The sequence below is a fragment of the Mesorhizobium sp. M1182 genome (assembly GCF_040318335.1).
Taxonomy (GTDB): Bacteria; Pseudomonadota; Alphaproteobacteria; order Rhizobiales; family Rhizobiaceae; genus Mesorhizobium.
Genome location: NZ_JAMYMD010000055.1, coordinates 1 through 16,835, shown reverse-complemented (window position 1 = coordinate 16,835; position 16,835 = coordinate 1). Strand labels below are relative to the sequence as shown.

The 16,835-nt window shown below is 61.1% G+C and carries 16 protein-coding genes and 2 pseudogenes; 7 read left to right on the top strand and 11 right to left on the bottom strand.

Going from position 1 to position 16,835, the window contains the following annotated elements; translation table 11 throughout:
- The first annotated feature begins 403 nt into the window (after nt 1-403).
- Genes NKH33_RS32035 through NKH33_RS32025 form a run of 3 tightly spaced genes read left to right on the top strand, consistent with a single transcriptional unit; the run spans nt 404 to nt 2,875 of the window.
- On the top strand, nt 404-1,279 hold the full coding sequence (locus tag NKH33_RS32035) for an ROK family protein (RefSeq protein ID WP_352475028.1): 876 nt from the start codon (nt 404-406) through the stop codon (nt 1,277-1,279).
- Entirely contained in the window at nt 1,276-2,046 is a 771-nt protein-coding gene (locus tag NKH33_RS32030; RefSeq protein WP_352923496.1) for a GntR family transcriptional regulator, read from the top strand. Before NKH33_RS32035 ends, NKH33_RS32030 begins: the two co-directional genes overlap by 4 nt.
- A 37-nt stretch (nt 2,047-2,083) precedes the next feature.
- Nucleotides 2,084-2,875 (top strand): sugar isomerase domain-containing protein, encoded by a 792-nt coding sequence (locus NKH33_RS32025; protein ID WP_352503533.1) that lies wholly within the window; start codon nt 2,084-2,086, stop codon nt 2,873-2,875.
- A gap of 74 nt (nt 2,876-2,949) precedes the next feature.
- Here NKH33_RS32025 and NKH33_RS32020 read toward each other — a convergent pair whose 3' ends face one another.
- The 8 genes from NKH33_RS32020 to NKH33_RS31985 form a co-directional block, all read right to left on the bottom strand.
- The gene (locus tag NKH33_RS32020; RefSeq protein ID WP_352542707.1) at nt 2,950-3,309 is read right to left on the bottom strand and encodes a transposase; all 360 of its coding nucleotides are present in this window, start codon (nt 3,307-3,309) and stop codon (nt 2,950-2,952) included.
- Nucleotides 3,303-3,437, bottom strand: a complete 135-nt coding sequence (locus NKH33_RS32015; RefSeq protein WP_352542708.1) for a hypothetical protein — start codon at nt 3,435-3,437, stop codon at nt 3,303-3,305. Before NKH33_RS32015 ends, NKH33_RS32020 begins: the two co-directional genes overlap by 7 nt.
- A 285-nt stretch (nt 3,438-3,722) precedes the next feature.
- Nucleotides 3,723-4,151 carry a type II toxin-antitoxin system VapC family toxin gene (locus NKH33_RS32010; RefSeq protein ID WP_352542709.1) on the bottom strand — a complete coding sequence of 143 codons (429 nt, stop codon included), beginning with the start codon at nt 4,149-4,151 and terminating at the stop codon, nt 3,723-3,725.
- Complete coding sequence (locus NKH33_RS32005) at nt 4,151-4,396, bottom strand: type II toxin-antitoxin system VapB family antitoxin (protein ID WP_023678723.1); 246 nt, start codon at nt 4,394-4,396, stop codon at nt 4,151-4,153. The genes NKH33_RS32010 and NKH33_RS32005 overlap by 1 nt, the downstream gene beginning before the upstream one ends.
- Nucleotides 4,397-5,143: 747 nt before the next feature.
- A complete protein-coding gene (locus NKH33_RS32000) occupies nt 5,144-7,114 on the bottom strand; it encodes a CHASE2 domain-containing protein (RefSeq protein ID WP_352542711.1) in 1,971 nt (656 codons plus the stop codon).
- A 90-nt stretch (nt 7,115-7,204) separates the two neighbouring features.
- Entirely contained in the window at nt 7,205-7,930 is a 726-nt protein-coding gene (locus tag NKH33_RS31995; protein ID WP_352923490.1) for a FecR domain-containing protein, read from the bottom strand.
- Between the two features lie 95 nt (nt 7,931-8,025).
- Nucleotides 8,026-9,300: a tetratricopeptide repeat protein gene (locus NKH33_RS31990; protein ID WP_352923487.1), complete on the bottom strand. Its 1,275-nt coding sequence runs from the start codon at nt 9,298-9,300 to the stop codon at nt 8,026-8,028.
- Between the two features lie 486 nt (nt 9,301-9,786).
- Nucleotides 9,787-10,974 carry a magnesium transporter gene (locus tag NKH33_RS31985; RefSeq protein WP_352923485.1) on the bottom strand — a complete coding sequence of 396 codons (1,188 nt, stop codon included), beginning with the start codon at nt 10,972-10,974 and terminating at the stop codon, nt 9,787-9,789.
- A 977-nt stretch (nt 10,975-11,951) separates the two neighbouring features.
- On the opposite strand from NKH33_RS31985, the gene NKH33_RS33380 reads away from it, so the two are divergent.
- Together NKH33_RS33380 and NKH33_RS33375 are read left to right on the top strand one after the other, a co-directional pair.
- Complete coding sequence (locus tag NKH33_RS33380; RefSeq protein ID WP_502906788.1) at nt 11,952-12,164, top strand: hypothetical protein; 213 nt, start codon at nt 11,952-11,954, stop codon at nt 12,162-12,164.
- Nucleotides 12,131-12,511, top strand: coding sequence for a hypothetical protein (locus NKH33_RS33375; protein WP_502906787.1), 381 nt, complete (start codon nt 12,131-12,133; stop codon nt 12,509-12,511). Before NKH33_RS33380 ends, NKH33_RS33375 begins: the two co-directional genes overlap by 34 nt.
- Before the next feature lie 466 nt (nt 12,512-12,977).
- On the opposite strand, the gene NKH33_RS31975 is transcribed toward NKH33_RS33375, so the two are convergent.
- On the bottom strand, nt 12,978-13,226 hold the full coding sequence (locus tag NKH33_RS31975; protein ID WP_254820110.1) for a helix-turn-helix domain-containing protein: 249 nt from the start codon (nt 13,224-13,226) through the stop codon (nt 12,978-12,980).
- 204 nt (nt 13,227-13,430) lie between these two features.
- On the opposite strand from NKH33_RS31975, the gene NKH33_RS31970 reads away from it, so the two are divergent.
- Both NKH33_RS31970 and NKH33_RS31965 read left to right on the top strand, forming a co-directional pair.
- Nucleotides 13,431-14,111 carry a hypothetical protein gene (locus NKH33_RS31970; protein ID WP_352923483.1) on the top strand — a complete coding sequence of 227 codons (681 nt, stop codon included), beginning with the start codon at nt 13,431-13,433 and terminating at the stop codon, nt 14,109-14,111.
- Nucleotides 14,104-14,193: pseudogene (locus NKH33_RS31965) on the top strand (DUF2274 domain-containing protein); the annotation flags it as partial. The gene NKH33_RS31970 and the pseudogene NKH33_RS31965, both read left to right, overlap by 8 nt.
- A 2-nt stretch (nt 14,194-14,195) precedes the next feature.
- Here NKH33_RS31965 and NKH33_RS31960 read toward each other — a convergent pair.
- A complete protein-coding gene (locus tag NKH33_RS31960; protein ID WP_352923481.1) occupies nt 14,196-15,158 on the bottom strand; it encodes a LysR family transcriptional regulator in 963 nt (320 codons plus the stop codon).
- A gap of 445 nt (nt 15,159-15,603) precedes the next feature.
- Nucleotides 15,604-16,835, bottom strand: a pseudogene (locus tag NKH33_RS31955) (calcium-binding protein); the annotation flags it as partial.

Sequence of the window (16,835 nt, the reverse complement as noted above, 5' to 3'; positions counted from 1 at the left end):
AGCTCCTGCCGGCGTTGCGGCGTTTTCTTACTCCGGTTTTGTGAAGGAAGATCACAGATAATAAACAGGAGTTTAAGTGCTATGGCTCGAGCTGTTTCTCACTGCTGGCTATCCCCCAAAACCTCTTGCGATCGAAGTCATGTCGTTATAATGACACTGAGCCGCTTTTGGTTGCCGCGGCAGAGACAGGCAGCCTCTCGGCTGCCGGGCGCCGCTTGCAAAGGATGCCGATGTCGAATGGGAGACGAAGCATGGTTCATCGACACGCTGCGCTCAGCCCGATCGGCTTTGGCGCCGCGTGCACCGGAGTCTGTACCGCACTGCCGACCAGAGCCGACGACGCCGTGGCGTCGTGGACCTGGCGCTCCGAGGACCGGGCGGCAGCCAGTCGGAGTCGCTCTCGATGACACGCGTTCTGGCCATCGATCTTGGCGGCACCAACTTGCGCGCCGCTATCCATACCGGCGATGTTCGCTGGCTGGAGATGCTCAGCCGCGAGCCCGCACCAGCAAGTCTTGATGCCTTCGTCGCCCGCGTCGGTGCGTTGCGCGCCGAGGCCGGTCCGGTCGAGGCACTTGGCTTAGCGGTGCCGGGGCTTGTCGAGGGCTCGGTCTGCCGCTGGATTCCGAACCTGCCCTATCTCGACGGCATCGACATCGCGGCCTTGTTTCCTCGTCTGCGCGTTGCCGTTGGCAATGACGCGCAGGTCGCCATGCTGGCCGAAGCGGTCGAAGGTGCCGCAAAAGACCTGTCCGATGCCATCCTGCTGGCGATCGGCACCGGTATCGGCTCCGCCGTTCTGGCCAATAACCACATCGTCGCCGGCGTACGTGGCGGCGCTTGCTCATTCGGCTGGGCCTGCGCCGACATCGAGGATGAAGGCGACGACCGCGGCGGCTGGCTGGAGCGCTTCGCTTCCGGGCGGGCATTCGACGCCGCGGCGCGCCAGATCGGGCTTGCCAATGGCGGCAGGCTGGTCGAGGCGGCCCGGGGTGGCAAGACGGCCGCCCTTGACGCATTGGAGCTGCCGGCGCGCCGGCTGGGTACTGCCTTGGCGGGTGCGGTCGCGCTGCTTGACACCCAGGCGGTCCTGATTTCCGGCGGGCTTGCCGATGCGCTGGACGTCGTTGGACCGAGGCTGCTTGCGGCATTGCGGCGTCAGCTGCCGCCGCATCTGCGCGATGTCGTGCTGCGGTCCGGCGAATTTGGCTCCCGCGCCGGTCTCGTCGGCGCCTCGCTGGCCGGTCTCGCCGGAGCACAGTGGAGGCAGATAAGATGAGCCAAGTTAGCTTCCAGCTGCCCGACCGCCGAAGGCCCGAGCCGCTCTGGTATCAGGTGGAAGAGGCCATCCGCGCCGTCGTGAAGAGTGGCGAGTGGGCGACCGGCCACCAGATGCCGGCCGAAGACAGACTGTGCGCCCTATTCGGGGTGAGCCGCATCACGCTGCGCCACGCGCTGCGCAATCTTGAGGAGCACGGACTGCTCAGGCGCGAACATGGCCGTGGCACCTTCGTGCGCTCCACCACGCTGGTCGCCGGCACCCGCGAACTCACCAGCTTCACGCAGGAAATGGGCAATATGGGCGTGGTCGCCGGCTCGCGATTGCTCGACTGCAGCCTGACCACCGCCAATGCCGCCGTGGCCGGAGCGCTGGAGATCGAGGAGGGCGATCCGGTGGTGCGCATCCGGCGGCTCAGGCTCGGCAACAACGAACCGATCGGTATTCAGACTGCGCAACTCTCGGCCGCGCGCGTGCCCGGCTTTCTTGATGCCGGCCTGTTGCAAGGCTCGCTCTACGAAGCGTTGGAACGCCATTACGGCATCGTGCCGGTCGCGGCGCGCGAAAACTACCGTGTTGGCGCGGTCGGGACGGCGGATGCCGAGTTGCTCGATCTGCCTGCGGGGAGCCCCGCTTTCGTGGTCGAGCGCATCACCACCGACGAGCGTGGCCCGTTCGAATTCACCGTCTCGGTTATGCGTGGCGACCGCTACGAAATCCGCTCGACGCTGCGTGCCGGTCGCGCCGCGCCAACTGCAAGAAGCTGAGCCATTACCGAAGCCGACACATAACAGGAGTACCGACGTGTCCGATCTCTACATACCTCGCCTTGCCGCCCTCATCGAACAGGCCTCGAAAGCCAATGCCGAAGCCTTTGGCGAAGCGGCCAGCCGCTTTGCCGACACGCTCGAGAGCGGGGGGTTGGTTCATCTTTACGGCTCGGGCCACTCGGTGTTGCCGGTCCAGGAAGTGTTTCCGCGCTACGGCAGCTATGTCGGCTTCAATCCGCTGACCGACCCGCGTGTCATGTGGCATAACGTGCTCGGCGCCGGCGGCGTGCGCGAACTTCTGTGGCTGGAGCGGACCGAGAAATACGCCGAGAAATTCCTCGACCACCAGCCGCTGAACAAAGGCGATTCGATCATCATCTTTGGCCACAGCGGCCGCAATTCGTCCGGCATCGACACCGCGCTTTATGCGAAAAAACGCGGCATCTTCGTCGTTGCGATAACTAGCAAGAACAATCTCGACAAGCCGGCGACGCACTCTTCCGGCAAACGGCTTGCCGATGCCGCCGACCTTGTCATCGACACCTGCTCGCCGATCGAGGATGCCATCGTGCCGGTCGAGGGCTGGAGCCGTCCGGTCTCCGGTTCGTCGACCGTGCTTGCCATGATCCTGGCGCATGAGCTGATCGCCCGCACCGCCGATGCGCTTTCGAAACGCGGCATCGAACTGCCGGTTTTTGCTTCGCCGACAATTGCCGGCGTCACACTGCACGACACCGACGTCATCTACGGCGTCTATCGCGAGAAAATGCTCGAGGCACAGAAGAAGCACCTGCCGACCTTCCAGGCGACGATGCGCGGTGAATGACAACCGGGGAGGGCACGCAAAACGCTAGGACGTAGACTCATCACCGCGTAGCCAGATGCGAGTTGAGACGAGTTTCAGGGCAGCAAGGTAGTTTCTGCCAGCTTGTCATATCGAGTTGCGATGCGACGGAACTGCTTAGCCTTGTCGAAGAAGCGTTCGACGAAGTTGCGCGCCCTTGTAAGGGAAGCGACTGAAGCAGATCGGGTCCTTGCGGTTGGCTCTAGGCGGGATGTTGGCCCATGGCTTTCGCTCGGTGATGACATTGCGCAATGGGTTGGCATCATATCCTTGTTGGCGAGCAGCATGGCACCCTCGCGCCAATCCTTGATCATATCCACTGCGGAGGCGATGTCGCTCTTCCGGCCCGGCGTGAGCGTCAGCTTGATCGGCCTGCCTTCGGCGTCGACAAGAGCATGGATTTTGGTCGTCAGCACGCCTCGGGAACGAACGAGACAATGATCTCGATTCCCCTTTTTGCCATCGCACCCTGCTGATGGACGCGAACAATAGAGGTGTCGATCATCTGCACCGTGCCGTCATGGGCCTCGGTAATGGCGTCCATCAGCCGATCCCAGACACCTGCTTTCCGCCATCGAACGAAGCGGTTGTAGCCAGTGGTGCGAGGGCCGTATCGCCCCCTGGCAGATCGCGGCATGGCCCACCCGATCGCAGCACCCAGAAGATGCCGTCTGCCCGCTGTGCCTGGACGGTGATCGTGCCGAAGAAAACCAGTGCTCCAGCGAACGTTCCTCGTAATATTGCGTTTAACCATGAAAGACGACGATTCGCCCAAAGCATGCAAAAGGGCGCATCGGCTCTCGCGCCGCGATGCAAGGCCAGGAAAGCCTTACGCCAGATCAGTTTGTGAAAAGTCATTGCCCTTGTAAAGCAGGGCAAGCCGGTGAGCCTTCGCGCAAGCGTAGGCAAAACAATCGCCGAAATTGAGATCGGCTTTGTGCCCGACTGCTTTGCCGTATTTCATGCTGGCTTCGATCGCCCGGTCGCCGATGTCGCCGGATATCATGATTTCCTTGCCGGCGATCTCGATCAAAAAGGCGTCGACGGTATCACGGGCTTGCGCCAGCATGTTGGCCGTGGGCTTGGCGTTCTTTTTGATGGCTTCGGCCGACGCTCGCGCGAGACCTTGGACTGCCTCGAACCGCACGAGCGGGGAGGTATACAGCGGCTTGGTCGCGGCCGCGAGCCGCTTTTCCAGTTCTTCCGCGCCAGGTTCCTCGTTCAGGATGGCAACGATCACCGAGGCATCGACGAACATCAGTCGTCGCTCCACATTTGGTCGGTGAATTTCTTCATATCGAAATCAGGGTTGGCCGGCCCGATCCGCCGCGCCATTTCCTTGACTTTGGCAAGTCTCTCGCGCAGCGGGACGCTGCCGCGGTTGCGCTCGATCTCGTGGCGCAAGGCGGTTCTGACGGCCTCGGTCTTGCTGCGCGCGTTGGTAATGTGCTGCAGCTCGACGGCCATGGCGTCGACGTCGGGATCGCGAATGAAGAGCGGCATTTGTATATCCTCATGAGTGATATATGTATATCATAGCGGAGATATACTCGCCAGCGAATTCGCGAGCGGCCTTTTGATAAGGACGAGAGGGAGGAATGAGCTCGCGAAATTCCGTCGGGAGGTTCGGTTCTGGTGCTCAGTCCTTGGAATTGCTCGGCGTCTGAAACACGTCGCTCCGGCCATGTCACTGTCAATGCCCACATGCCCAAGGCGTATCGACGCTACGTGCGCCGACGCATGCGCATCCCAACATCCGCGGCGACCGATTGATGTCGATAGACCGCCCACGCGCCCGATGAGGCCAGCGCCAGCTGCATCGATTGCGTCAGGTTCATAGGGCCGTAATCCCGGCCCAAGTGAACTCTCTCGTTAGGGCAGCTCGGGGAGTGCTACGGCTGGATGCTCTTGGAAACATCTCGAGCGCATGATCCGGCGGCGAGGATAAACAATCTGAACCACGCGCTGCCTCCACATGATGGCGCGGCGAACTCAACGAAGCCGTGCTGCCATTCGTGGTGAACTGGATAACACGGCCTATCTTCTCGCTCGAAAATACGGCGGCTTCGACAATCATTGCCGGGGTTACCTCGACCGATCCCTTCGCCGTCTATCCGCGTCTCATCGGCTGTCGCGCCGATCCGGATTGACAGCCAGCCGCAATTAAAGGGCCGTTTGACGACACCTAGGCCTCCCCAGCAGTATTAGTTCACAAAGCAGGTCGGCACCCCTGCGATCCGCTGGATCCGGTCAGCGTGTGCTTCGGGTTCGGGGTGCAAGATCAGGCGGTGCCATTTGCACGGATGGCGGCGAACCAACCACCACGGCAGGGGCGCCAGATTGCCCACCACGTTGGCTCTCTACTTCGCGGCTCATACCTTGGTGAGCAGCTTGCATCTCCGGAACGGTGAAAACCGGCACCTCGCCCTTGAAACCCTGGAGTTCAAAGGCGCCCGCCTGGACGACTGGCATCGATGCTCCTGCCGCAAAGCCGGGACCAAGCACCAGGGGGATGCCCAGCTTCTTGGTCGTCGACTCGAGCCGAGCCGTGCGGTTCACCGGCGAACCGATCGCGGTGTAATCGAAGCGCCGTTCGGAGCCGAAATTGCCTACCGAGCAAATGCCCGTCTCGATGGCGACGCCGATTGCGATGGAGGGGTGGCCGTCCGCGCTGAAGGCGGCGTCTTCACGCTTCACCCGTTCGATCAGGGCACGGCCCGCGTCGAGCGCGCGTTCGCGATGGTCCGGCTGATCAAGCGGCGCGTTCCAGAAAGCGAGCACCGCGTCGCCCATGAACTTGTCGATGGTGCCGTCGCGCTTGAGGATCTCATCGGTCGCAATGCCGAGGAAGTGGTTGACCACCTTTGCGATTTCCTGGGTGTCGAGTTGTTCGCTCATCGTCGTGAAGCCGCGTATGTCGCTGAGCAGGATCGTGATCTCGCGCTTCTCGCCGGACAGGATCGCTTCGGTGTCTGAGCTTGCGAGGCGCTGCACCACGGAAGGCGACAGATACTGGGAGAACTGCCGTGCCAGGGTGGACCGGCGCTGCTCGCTGCGCCTGTAGAGAACATAGCCTTCGAAGCCGGCTACCAGGATCGTCGCAAGCGCCGGCTGCAGCGGGTCATAGAGTGCACCCTGCAGGCTGTATTCGAGAGCGCCGAACACGAACGGCGTGACGGCCAGCAGCACGAGAGCCAGGGCACCAAGCACGACACGCCCGGCGAGCACTCCGGAAAGTCCGATGAAAATGACGGCACTGAGGACAAACCAGAGCCGCTCCACCGTACGCGCGTGCGGCGGCTCTGTCAGATAGCGCCCGGCAAGCAACTGGCCGATTGCATCGGCGTGGATGTCCGCGCCTGGTCGCGCTGGACGTGTCGGGGTGGGCAGGTACTGCGTCAGTCCCACAGCCGACAGATCGACGATGGCGATGGCGTCCCGCAGCCGTGGATCACTGCCGCCCGAAAGGATAGTGCTGGCAGATAGACGGGGCGTATCCGTGGCGGTTTCCCAGAGGCGGATGCTCCCCTCCGCCTCGAGCGGCACGATGGCGCCGGCCATCCTGAGTGCGTCGAACCCGGCGGCATTCATCCGGGCTATGTAGCCGTCCTGCCCGGCGTAAAGGCGCAGAAGCTCGAGCGCGAAGGACGGCCACAGCTGCACGCCTTGAGCGGTATTGCGAAGCCACAGCAGCGGCACATGGCGCAGTACGCCGTCGGGATCGGGCAAGGTGCGAATTACGCCGAGGCCCGCGGCGGCGTTCGAGAATTCGGCAAGCGAGCCGGTCAGGCCGGCGAAGCCGGGAAGTGTGTCGGGTACCTGTCCGACGATCGACCAGCCAGCTTTGGGCCCTGCTTCTGAAACCGTCGCCTCGTTGCCCAGGCTGACAGCAAGCGCCGTTCGATTTTTGGCCAGTGCCGCTGCCAGGCGCTTGTCTCCGGCGATGCCCTCAGGCGAGATGTCGGCCTCGGGCAGGACCAGCGCAAGCCCGATGACCGCGGCACCGGATTTGGTGATGCCATCGACCAGATCGGCCAAGAGGCCTCGGTTCCAGGGCCATCGCCCATGTGCCTTGAGGCTGGCGTCGTCTATCGAGACGATCACGACAGGATTGCTCGTCGCCTCGCGTGGGGCGAGGAACTGGTAGAAGTCGTACGTGCGTTCGCGCAGGCGCGACAACGGCCCGTCAAAAGCCAAATGGCAAGCGAGCAGCAGGAGCACGACCACAAGGCCGGATACTTTGCGCCTGCCAGCTTGCCGCCAATCAGCCCAGCGCCAACCGACCAAGAGGCTCATGTCGTGCGGCCAGCCCTATTCGCAGTAGTTGCAGCAACCCTCACCCTCACACTCGCCCTTATTCACGCCGCCGCCCACGGGTGGCGTTGGGGTGTCGGGGAACTCCATGACCACTCCTGGCAATGCGCCGTCGGTGGAGTCGCAGACTTTGAGCGAGCCGCCGAGTGCCGACGCGCAAAGTGCGCTTACATCCAGTCCCGGACCCGGTTCGCCTGGCAGGCCGGTGCCGGCTATCCGGTCGATGCTGTCCAATATCGGGAAGGTGTCGATTCCGCCGTAGCCGGTCAGCAGCTTGCCATCTTCCGATGTGCAGGCGTAGCCCGGGTTTGTGATGACCCGCCGTTTGCCATTGATCGTGCAGGTCATGCGGCCGGCGCGCAGAATGCCCACGGTCTGGCCGGCTGCCACCAGCACTTCGATGATGCCGCCTCTCGCCCCAAGCACCATATGCGGCGTCGCAACCTGCATGACGCCGCCTTTCGAAACCTGGCCGCCATAGAACCGGGCCAGGCCGCTGTTCATCCCGATGTCGATCTTTCCCGATCCGGAGCCCGGATTGTAGACGAATTCATCGATCGTCAGGCTGGTGTTCGGACCAATCTTGGCGCTCGATTCGTCCCGGAACACCAGCATCCCAAGACCGGTGGGATTGCTGCGCAGCTGGTCGCCGAGTTCGACGCCGGCCCCAACGTTCATTGTCCCGCCGTTGTTGCGGACGATGTTGGTCTGGTAGGCCGTCATCGATCCGACCGTCTCAGCGGCGGAAGGTGCCGCAAAGGCAAGGCAGGCGACAAAAATGGCGATCTGACGGTACGGGGTCCTCATCGCGGCCTCTTTCAATTGAGCGTCAACGTGTAGCTCATGAGCATTTCGAACGATTTTCGGTCGCGGTTGGCGATGTCGAAGTTGGTTTGGCGATAGGCGAGATCGACGCTGATCTTCTGCGCCTCCGTCAGCTGAAAATCGCTTTCCGAGGCAATGCGCCAGAAGTCGCTTTTGATATTTGTGCCGATGCCGACGGACAGATCGGGAGTGTTGCTGTGGCCGGCCGAAAAGGCGATCTGATGCGACCATGCGAAAAGATCCGGTACGTTCATCAACAGGCCGCCATAGCGGACCTCGCCCGTGTAGCTGTGGCCGATTTCGCCAGATCCGGAGGCGAAGTCATTCGAGCCGACCAGCCGCAGTCCGAGCGCCTGGCCATTGCGGAAGCGGTAGCTGCCGCCCGCCTCATAGAAAACCCTGCTATCGGCGAAAATGCCTTGCGAGGCGCTTAGATCGATGTAGCCGCCGCCTGCGAAAAGCGTCGTTTCGACCGTCGGGCGCACAAGAAAGCGCCCACTGACGCCGATGCCGGTCTCGTGGATATCGCTGTCGAAACGATCCGTAACTGTGAACGCCGAAAGCAGCAGGCGCAGCGAATCGATCCCACTGTTCGGCAGCCCCTTGTCCCAGGTGATCGCGGCGTTGCCGTGGATGAAAGTCTTCTCGCTGCCCGGAACCGACAGGTCTTCCGTGAAAAAGCGCTGTGTCGCCGTCAATGAGCCTGAAAGGACGAGAGCGTCGGCGCTTGGCGTGCCGAGGTCCCACCGGACAAAGCCTTCCGCACGCCCATAGGGCGAGACGAAGCTGTCGTCGTCCTGCGCCCCGCCTGGCTCAAAATCGGTAAATGCGCTGAACACGCCGCCGGTCAGGGCGAGTTCCCAGGTGACGCCACGCAACGCGCGCTCGATGCGGGCGAGCAGGCGAACGGCTTCCTGCTGCTCACTTGCGGTCAGGCCGCCGACTTCGATGCCGTACTGCACCTGCCGCCGGGCCAATTCATAGGAGCCGACATGATAGTACAATCGGCTGGCCGCCAGTCGGGCGCGCGCATCGCGGGGATATTTGATCAGATACTGCTCGATTGAAGAGATCGCCTGATCGTATTGTCCCGCGTTGACGGCAACCGTGACGAACTGGGCGAGCGTTCCGTTGTCGGCCGGACTGGCGATGCGGGCCGAAAACGCATCATCATAGCCCGCAAAAAGACCTTGTGCGCCGGCCGGCAATACGCCGGTACAAAGCAGCGCTGCGGCGAAGCCGAAGATCGTTCGAAACGAAGATTGCATGCCGAGAACCCACCCCAAACCCGACTAGTGCGAAGGATTTAGCACGACTCAAAGAAAAAGGCGACTGAACTGTCACCAGACCATGCGAGTCTCAGCAGCTGTTGCAGCGGCGCAACAAACTATCGGTTTATTCGTGTTTCGGCTGCGCTGGTTGTCAAAACATCTTCTCAGCGTTGCTGTACATAATTGAAGTATTCGGCACCAGTGGCAACTAACTCAAATCATCATCAGTGGCGGATCGCGCAGCCGACAAGATTAATATTGTTTGCGCGATTCTGCGCGTATCTGGTCACCGAATGAGGCTTCAAGGTCACCCACGGCTCATCCAAAGGTCTTCCGTCGCGTTGCGCAAGGGGGTCGGAGAGCTGCCGGAAGGTGCTTCTCACGACACGTGCGCGATGCGGCCTGGCTCTTGCTATTTTGTTGAACGCGACGAGGTCAGCTTATCGCCCCGACTCCCAGGGACGCGTCACCGGACGCGTCTTGCTACAGCACGAGCATGGTGGCCAGCCCCAGCATCAGGCCCATGCCTACAATATCGGTCACGGTGGTGAGGAAGATCGCCGAGGCGACCGCCGGATCGGCGCCGACCCGGCGCAGGCCCAGCGGGATCAGCACGCCGGAGATTCCGGACATGAGGCACGATCCGGACATGGCGAGCAGGATCACAAGTGCCAGCATTGGCGCCTGGGCCGCCGACTCCGGTTGCCGCGAGGCGTAGAACCACATCGCTGCAGCCGCCACAAGACCGACGAGCACGCCGTTGGCGATCCCGAGCGCGCCCTCCCGCATCACCAGGTGCAGCTTCGGTCGTTTGTCCACATCCCCCAGGGCAAGGCCACGCAGCGTCATAGCCAGTGCCTGGCAGCCGGTGTTTCCGCTCTGCCCGGCCAAGACCGGGAGGAACGCCGCCAGGGCGACGATCTTCTCGATCGTGCCTGTGAATGAACTGACCACGAAAGCGGCCATGAACGCCGTCAGCAGGTTGAGCTGCAGCCACGGATGACGCTTCAAGAAGGCTGAAAACAGCGGCGTAAAAGAACGCTCCTCCTTCTGGACACCCACCATCTGGCCAGACTGGGCGGAAATCTCGATGATTTGCTGCTCGAACAAGCGCCAGCCGCGAACCTGCCCGAGCAGCCGGTTCTCCGCGTCCACCACCGGATAGACAGGGTACTGACGGCGTACTGCTGCCTTGCAGGCGTCGCTCAAAGACAGACCGACACTAAGGGCGAACGGCCTGGGCAGCATGATCTGATCCACCGTCGCGTCCGCTTCGCTCAGCATCAGATCGCGCAGGACCACCAGGCCAACCAGCTTATTGCCCTCGTCCGTGACATAGAGATAAGTGAGCTCGGTCGGCACCTTGGCCCGTCTGACCGCCTCCACTGCGGCGGCAACCGTCGTCGCGACAGGAACGCTGGCGGGAATCGGGTCCATCAGCTCGACGAGCGAGTCGGGGACCGCGAAATCCTTGCCACCGCCACGAGACGTGATCGGCCGCATATGCGGTGGCAAATGCTCGGCCACCTTACGGGCGTGCCCGTCCGGCAACAGCTTTAGTGTGTCGCGGATGAACTCGGGAGATTCTCGGGCCAGCAATTCAGCCGCGTCATCAGGTGCTCGAGCACGCAACGTGCGCACCAACTTCTGAACGTCGTTCTCTTCTTTCATTTGCTGCGGCCCCCAAATTGCTAGTGTCTTGCCTGACAGTATGACACGGATCGGATCGCTCTGTCTGGCGCGCAGTGGCTCAAGCGCCTCGATCCCGAAATCTTCGCCTCTCGGGCGCCGAGTGGACCGAACCCAGACAGATCTGAGCCGTTGCGGCGTACATAAAGGCGAGCTGTAACCTTTGCGTGTCGCCGAGAATTCAACGTGTTGCGAACTTCACCGGTCCTTTTCAAGCAATGAAACTCAAATCCGGAAACTCTGCAACGGCAGGGCCTCCGGCGGTCGAATTGATTTGCCTCATGCCGCGCATCTTGCCAGTTCCTCCAGCTCTGGAGGCTGATGAATTCGCCACGATGACAAGGTGATTTGCGTGAACCTGTAATAGTTTAGCTTGAGAAAGGGGCTCTCAGTATCAAGTCTGTCCGAACGAGAGGTGCTCTTGAGAGCTTCCAGGTTCGGGGGCAGGCAGTCTGCTTTGTGAGACTCGAGGTCGTCGCGGTCTGATCCGAGTTAATGTAGGCCTACTGGCAATAGCGTAGACCGCTCGATCGCACTTGGGGTGAACGAAGACTCGTTTCAAGAATGGCATCGGTTCTGTAATTGCCATCTCACCTGACAATGATCCGGACCGGCCTGGCATTCCTGGCCGCCGTCATTGGGGGATGCTTATGAGCAACATTATCGCCGCAGGTTTTAACTCAGTCTCGTCCAATCGCAGATGGAGAGCCTTGAGGCGGACTTTCGCAGCTTTGCCGATATGGGCGTCGAAGCCGTCGAACTGGAACTGATGACCCTCGACCTCGTGGTCGGTGGCCGCGTCGTCCCCGAGAGAGCCGAGAGGCTTATGGCGCTGACGAGGCAGTTAGATTTCCGCTATACAGTTCACCGCGTTCGTCTTATCGAACCTCACGGACCCGGCGGTCTACCGTTACCAGATTGATGCTGCCAAGGCCCTAGTCGAATTTGCGATCGGATCGATGCGCGCCCTTGTCCAGCATAGCGGGCTTTTCGCCGACCAGGTTCTCGATGGTCCTGGGTTCGAGGAATGCGAACGCGAAGCGGTGTTCGAGCTCGCCGAGTTCTGCAAGCCCTATGACGTGCGCATCACCTTCGAGAACCTCTTCGCCATGGACAGTGCCAGCAGAGCCTGGCCGAGGTGGCGCAGACGGCAAAGGCGGATAGCCATGTGAACCTGGTGGCGCTCATCGATTTCAGTCACGCTTATAGTGAATCGACCCATCGCGGCCTGAATTTCCGCGAGCAGCTGCGGGCCATGGCGCCGGTGGCGGGGCACCTGCATGTCCATGATTCCTTCGGGCGCCCGCAGGGTCTCCACAGAACCTATCTCCCGCAGGAGGATGCAGCGCTAGGTATAGGCGACCTGCACATGCCTCTCGGCTGGAGTGATATCGAATGGAATGACGTCTTCAGTGAGCTGGCCTTCTTGCCGGGGACCGTCCTCGTCATGGAAATCGGACCCGCCATCGCAACGAGCAGCCCGATTGCCTGGCCCGGGCAAAAAACCTTATCGGCGTGAACAATCGCGCTGAGTGCGGAGCGGCTGAGTAAAGGCCGAGAATCCGCCGCTGTGGTGCTGTCAATGTCGGTCAGAGCTGCCGAAAGTCGTTGGCAACGAGCCGTTTCGCATCAGCAAGATCGACCGTAATCAATGAGATTGTAAGAAGAGTGCGGCTGGCGGCCTACGATACGACGATCAGCATCTGGTTGCTCGGTCCGTGGCGGTCGAGCGCAGGCAGAGCTGGTGCCAATCCCCACCCGTTGGCCAGCCGGGCTGCCGGCTGATTTCTGCCCTATGCAATTCGCATGCCCGCGCGCCAATCCGGCTTTGAGGTCGCAGGATGCTCCCGCATGTCGGGTGAGCCCACTCGATCTGCAACAATTACAATCGTAAGTGGCTCTGTAGGTGGACAAACAGCAACCACTGTCGAAGACACTAGGCCGGACATGGATGAACGAAGCCTTTGCCGTCCGTTTGGTGCAAGTCATTTGCTTTCCAGAGGGCGTGCCAGCCGAACGCCAGGCCCGCCGCCATTTTCGGGAATGAATTCGACGCCACCGGCCTCCAACGCACGTTTCAGTGCTTCGATCGTCACCTGGTTGGCCTTCAACATGCCAGCGATTGGCTCAAGCCGCTTAATGGTCGCGACGGAAACTTTTGACTTCGCGGCGAGGGCTTTTTGATCCCATTGCAAAAGTGCGCGGGCGGCCCGCAGCTGCTCACTCGTTATCATTATTATACCTAACGCATCATTTGATGCCAAAAGTCTTGACGATGCCGGCGGTTTCGTTTAGGACCGTAGAGTGGACACTCCACTCGCTCAGCCCCAGACAATACTCGACCGGGGCAGGACGAGCCCGTGTGAAAACGGCCGAATGAGGTGGTGCAACACCTTACCCGGCCTGACCACAACCTAAGCTTCTGAGGAGCTCGGATCATGACTGATTCCGACAATATCACGAGTCTGCCATTCGTCACCCGCAGGCGCGTGCTCGCGGGAATAGTAGTGGCTACTACCGCGTGGACGCTTGAAGGTAACGCGTCCACAGGCGACGCCGGAAGGACCAATGTGCGTTCTGATCCTGCACTGGCGCTTTGGCGGGAATGGGAGAGAGTCCACAAACAGGCCGAGCGGCTTTGCCGCAGGCAGCAGCGCCTGGAGACAAGGCTCGTCGAGAGCGTCGGCTTTCCCTGTGTGACCGTCCGCTTGGCGGAACGTGAGCAGGTGACGGTCCATTCGATCGAGATGCTCAATGAAGTGCTCGGCAAAGCGCCGGATCTGGCGGCGCTCCGCGATAAGGCCGAAGCTGATTTCGCGGCGCATCAGGCACGCTGGGATGCGGCTGCGGAGAAGACCGGCTACATTGCTACGCTCAGAGCCGAACGCCATGCTGCCGAGCGGACGAAGCATCTTCTGGAAGCGTTCTCAACCACATCTGCTACGAGTCTCGCCGGTGTGGCAGGCAAACTCGATGTCGTATTGCGCGAAGGCGAGGCATGGGAGGAATGCTCCGAATTTCCATGGCCGCAAATCCGCTCTGCGCTCAGTGATCTGGTGCGCATCACCGAGTCCCACGGTGCTGACCGGGTGCGGCGTCGAAGTGTGAGGCATGACTGAGCTGAAACTCTCCGCCATTCCCGATAACCGGTCGGTCAAGATCACGGTCGAACTGCCCGGCGCCGTTCATCGCGATCTCGTCGCCTATGGCGAATTGCTCGGCCGCGTGACCGGACAGAGGGTCGCGGATCCGGCAAAGCGGGTAGTCTGGTCTGACGGCTGCCGGGACCAATATCGATCGCGCAGGAACGCGATGAAGACCGGCAGGGCAGGATTGGCGTTGTCTGGGTGCCAACGGGCGAAGCTGGAGATCTGGATTGGCTTGCCCCTGATCCGAAGCTTACGGCAGACGACACCTTCCGGAACCCTGTTGGCTTCCCCATCGTGGATCAGAGCGACTCCAAGGCCGTTTCCGACAAAGCGCATAAGGATGCCGGCACTGACGTGATGTTCGACGATCGCGGGAAGCTGCACGCCGTTTCCAACAGCATCGGCAAGCAGAAATGCTTCCCCCCTACAAACGAGCAACGTCTCTTGGTCCAGCTCCGACCACTCGATCACGGGACGGCATGCGAGAGAATGACTTGAAGCAACAACGACGGCCAGAGTATCCTTCCACAACTTCAGTTCGAATGCGCCGCCATTGGATCGCGAGGAGGAGGTCACGGTGACGTCGACCTTGATGCCGCCCAGAGCCCTGGGCTCGGGTTGGGACCCCTCTATCAAGCTGACGGTCACATTTGGATGACATTTCCCGAACTCAATGATTGCATCCAGCGCTCGCCCGGCGAGGATGAGTCCGTTGGAGCCGATGGAAAGCCTTTGTTGTTCATCCTTGATGCCCGTCCTGGCCAGCGTCAGAGTATTATCCAGTTCGAGCAGCACGGAGCGCAGACGATCGAGGAAACGCTCGCCGGCCGGGGTTGGGCCAACGCCGCGGGCATGGCGATGAAATATCCTCGTTCCCATCTCGTATTCGAGATCGCGGATGCGCCGGCTTAGCGCGGTGTGATCGATACCGGTGCGCCGCGCCGCGCGCAGAAAACTGCCCTCCTCGGCGATCACAAGCGCATAATTGAGTGTCGCGAGTTGAATGGAGCTCCGCATCTCTGCTCAAGGTCAAGGAAGCGACAAATTGCAGACATATGAGCGCTTTTGACGCTGGCGAGCTATCCCCAGATCTCAGTATTGACATTGAGTGAAACCATCCAGGCCTCTTGACAAGCAGGATCACGAGGACAAGGACGCCAGAAGGCGTGCAGCAAGACTTGCCGCGATAATCGGAACATGCTGCGACGGAACGTGGGTTCCGCTCGCGGAGAGGGCTCGCAAAAGCCAATGAAGCGAGCTCGTTTGGCAGGCTATGCTCGCAGCGATAATCCCCGGACGACACCTACCACGATACCACTCCATTTGCGGGTGAATTTTGCGGAGGGCACGCCGCGCTAACTCCAGGAGGGAAGCACCACCCAGACTGGTCACTTCGCTTGGAAAATCCCAGCGTGTAGAGCGGCGGACCGTCTCGAATTGAAGGTCCGCCGTTCCGGGTCGTTCAGATCACAAGGAACGAACCTGCCGTAAGCGACAGACCTGGAGAGAGAGTGGCGAACTGTATTTGAGCTGCGCCACCGATCCCGTCGCTGTCGAAAGAGAGCGCCCCGGTTGAGCTGTTGTAGATGATATGGTCGGAACTGTCATGCGCAGCCGTGCCAGCAAAGAAAGCATCGGATGAAAGGCCACCCAGCTTAAGCCCGGCAAAAACGGCGTCGTCGAGCTGGATCTTGTCCTGGAGCTTGTTGAAGTCGGTGACCTTGTCGATATTGCCGGCTCCAAGAGCGCTGTTGAACACGAATGCATCATTGCCTCCGTTACCGGTCAAGATGTCAGCACCGCCGCCACCGTTGATGATGTTGGCGCCAGCATTGCCCACGATGGTCTGGCTGAACTCGTTGCCGCTGAGGTTCATTGCCGTCGTGTCGGATGGATACCTTGCAGCGAGAAGCTCGATCTGGGAGCCCGTCGAAAGCGCATGGCTCACTGAAGTGATCACCCTATCGGCGCCGCCGCCCACCGTCTCAATGACCTTGTCACCGGCATTGTCGACATAGTAGGTGTCGTTGCCGCCATAGCCGATCATCGTGTCGGCGCCGCCTCGGCCGTTGATGATGTTGGCGCCGGCGTTGCCCTGGATGGTCTGGGCGAACTCGTTGCCATTGAGGTTGATTGCCGTCGTGCTGGACGGGTACATGGCGGTGAGAAGCTCAATCTCGGAGCCGGCCGAAAGAGCATGGCTCACCGAAGTGAACACCCTATCGGCGCCGCCGCCCACCGTCTCAATGACCTTGTCACCGGCGTTGTCGACATAATAGTTGTCGTTGCCGCCATAGCCGATCATTGTGTCGGCGCCGCCTCGGCCGTTGATGATGTTGGCGCCGGCATTGCCCTGGATGGTCTGGGCGAACTCGTTGCCGTTGAGGTTGATTGCCGTCGTGCCGGACGGATTGCTGGTGGCGAGAAGCTCGATCTCGGAGCCGGTTGCAAGGACATGACTTACGGAGGCGAATGCTTTGTCGGTACCGCCGCCTGCTGCCTCGATCTCCTTGTCGCGGATGTCATCGACATAATAGGTGTCATTGCCGCCATAGCCGATCATCGTGTGGCCGCCGGCGCCGTGGAACACATCGTCGCCGCTGGTGCCGTACAAGGTGTCGCTTGTGTCGACGGGAGGCGGTTCGGTCCCAGTCGTTGCGAGGTTGTGCTCCCGGAAAACGGCTTGTAGTTCCG

What these genes read in the sequence shown, in the direction of transcription:
- NKH33_RS31985 (WP_352923485.1), bottom strand. Translation starts at nt 10,974, where the DNA reads ATGAAAGAAGAGAACGACGTTCAGAAGTTGGTGCGCACGTTGCGTGCT.
- NKH33_RS32005 (WP_023678723.1), bottom strand. Translation starts at nt 4,396, where the DNA reads ATGCCGCTCTTCATTCGCGATCCCGACGTCGACGCCATGGCCGTCGAG.
- NKH33_RS31990 (WP_352923487.1), bottom strand. Translation starts at nt 9,300, where the DNA reads ATGCAATCTTCGTTTCGAACGATCTTCGGCTTCGCCGCAGCGCTGCTT.
- NKH33_RS31970 (WP_352923483.1), top strand. Translation starts at nt 13,431, where the DNA reads ATGACTGATTCCGACAATATCACGAGTCTGCCATTCGTCACCCGCAGG.
- NKH33_RS32010 (WP_352542709.1), bottom strand. Translation starts at nt 4,151, where the DNA reads ATGTTCGTCGATGCCTCGGTGATCGTTGCCATCCTGAACGAGGAACCT.
- NKH33_RS31995 (WP_352923490.1), bottom strand. Translation starts at nt 7,930, where the DNA reads ATGACGGCCTACCAGACCAACATCGTCCGCAACAACGGCGGGACAATG.
- NKH33_RS32015 (WP_352542708.1), bottom strand. Translation starts at nt 3,437, where the DNA reads ATGGACGCCATTACCGAGGCCCATGACGGCACGGTGCAGATGATCGAC.
- NKH33_RS31960 (WP_352923481.1), bottom strand. Translation starts at nt 15,158, where the DNA reads ATGCGGAGCTCCATTCAACTCGCGACACTCAATTATGCGCTTGTGATC.
- NKH33_RS31975 (WP_254820110.1), bottom strand. Translation starts at nt 13,226, where the DNA reads ATGATAACGAGTGAGCAGCTGCGGGCCGCCCGCGCACTTTTGCAATGG.
- NKH33_RS32030 (WP_352923496.1), top strand. Translation starts at nt 1,276, where the DNA reads ATGAGCCAAGTTAGCTTCCAGCTGCCCGACCGCCGAAGGCCCGAGCCG.
- NKH33_RS33380 (WP_502906788.1), top strand. Translation starts at nt 11,952, where the DNA reads ATGCGCGCCCTTGTCCAGCATAGCGGGCTTTTCGCCGACCAGGTTCTC.
- NKH33_RS32035 (WP_352475028.1), top strand. Translation starts at nt 404, where the DNA reads ATGACACGCGTTCTGGCCATCGATCTTGGCGGCACCAACTTGCGCGCC.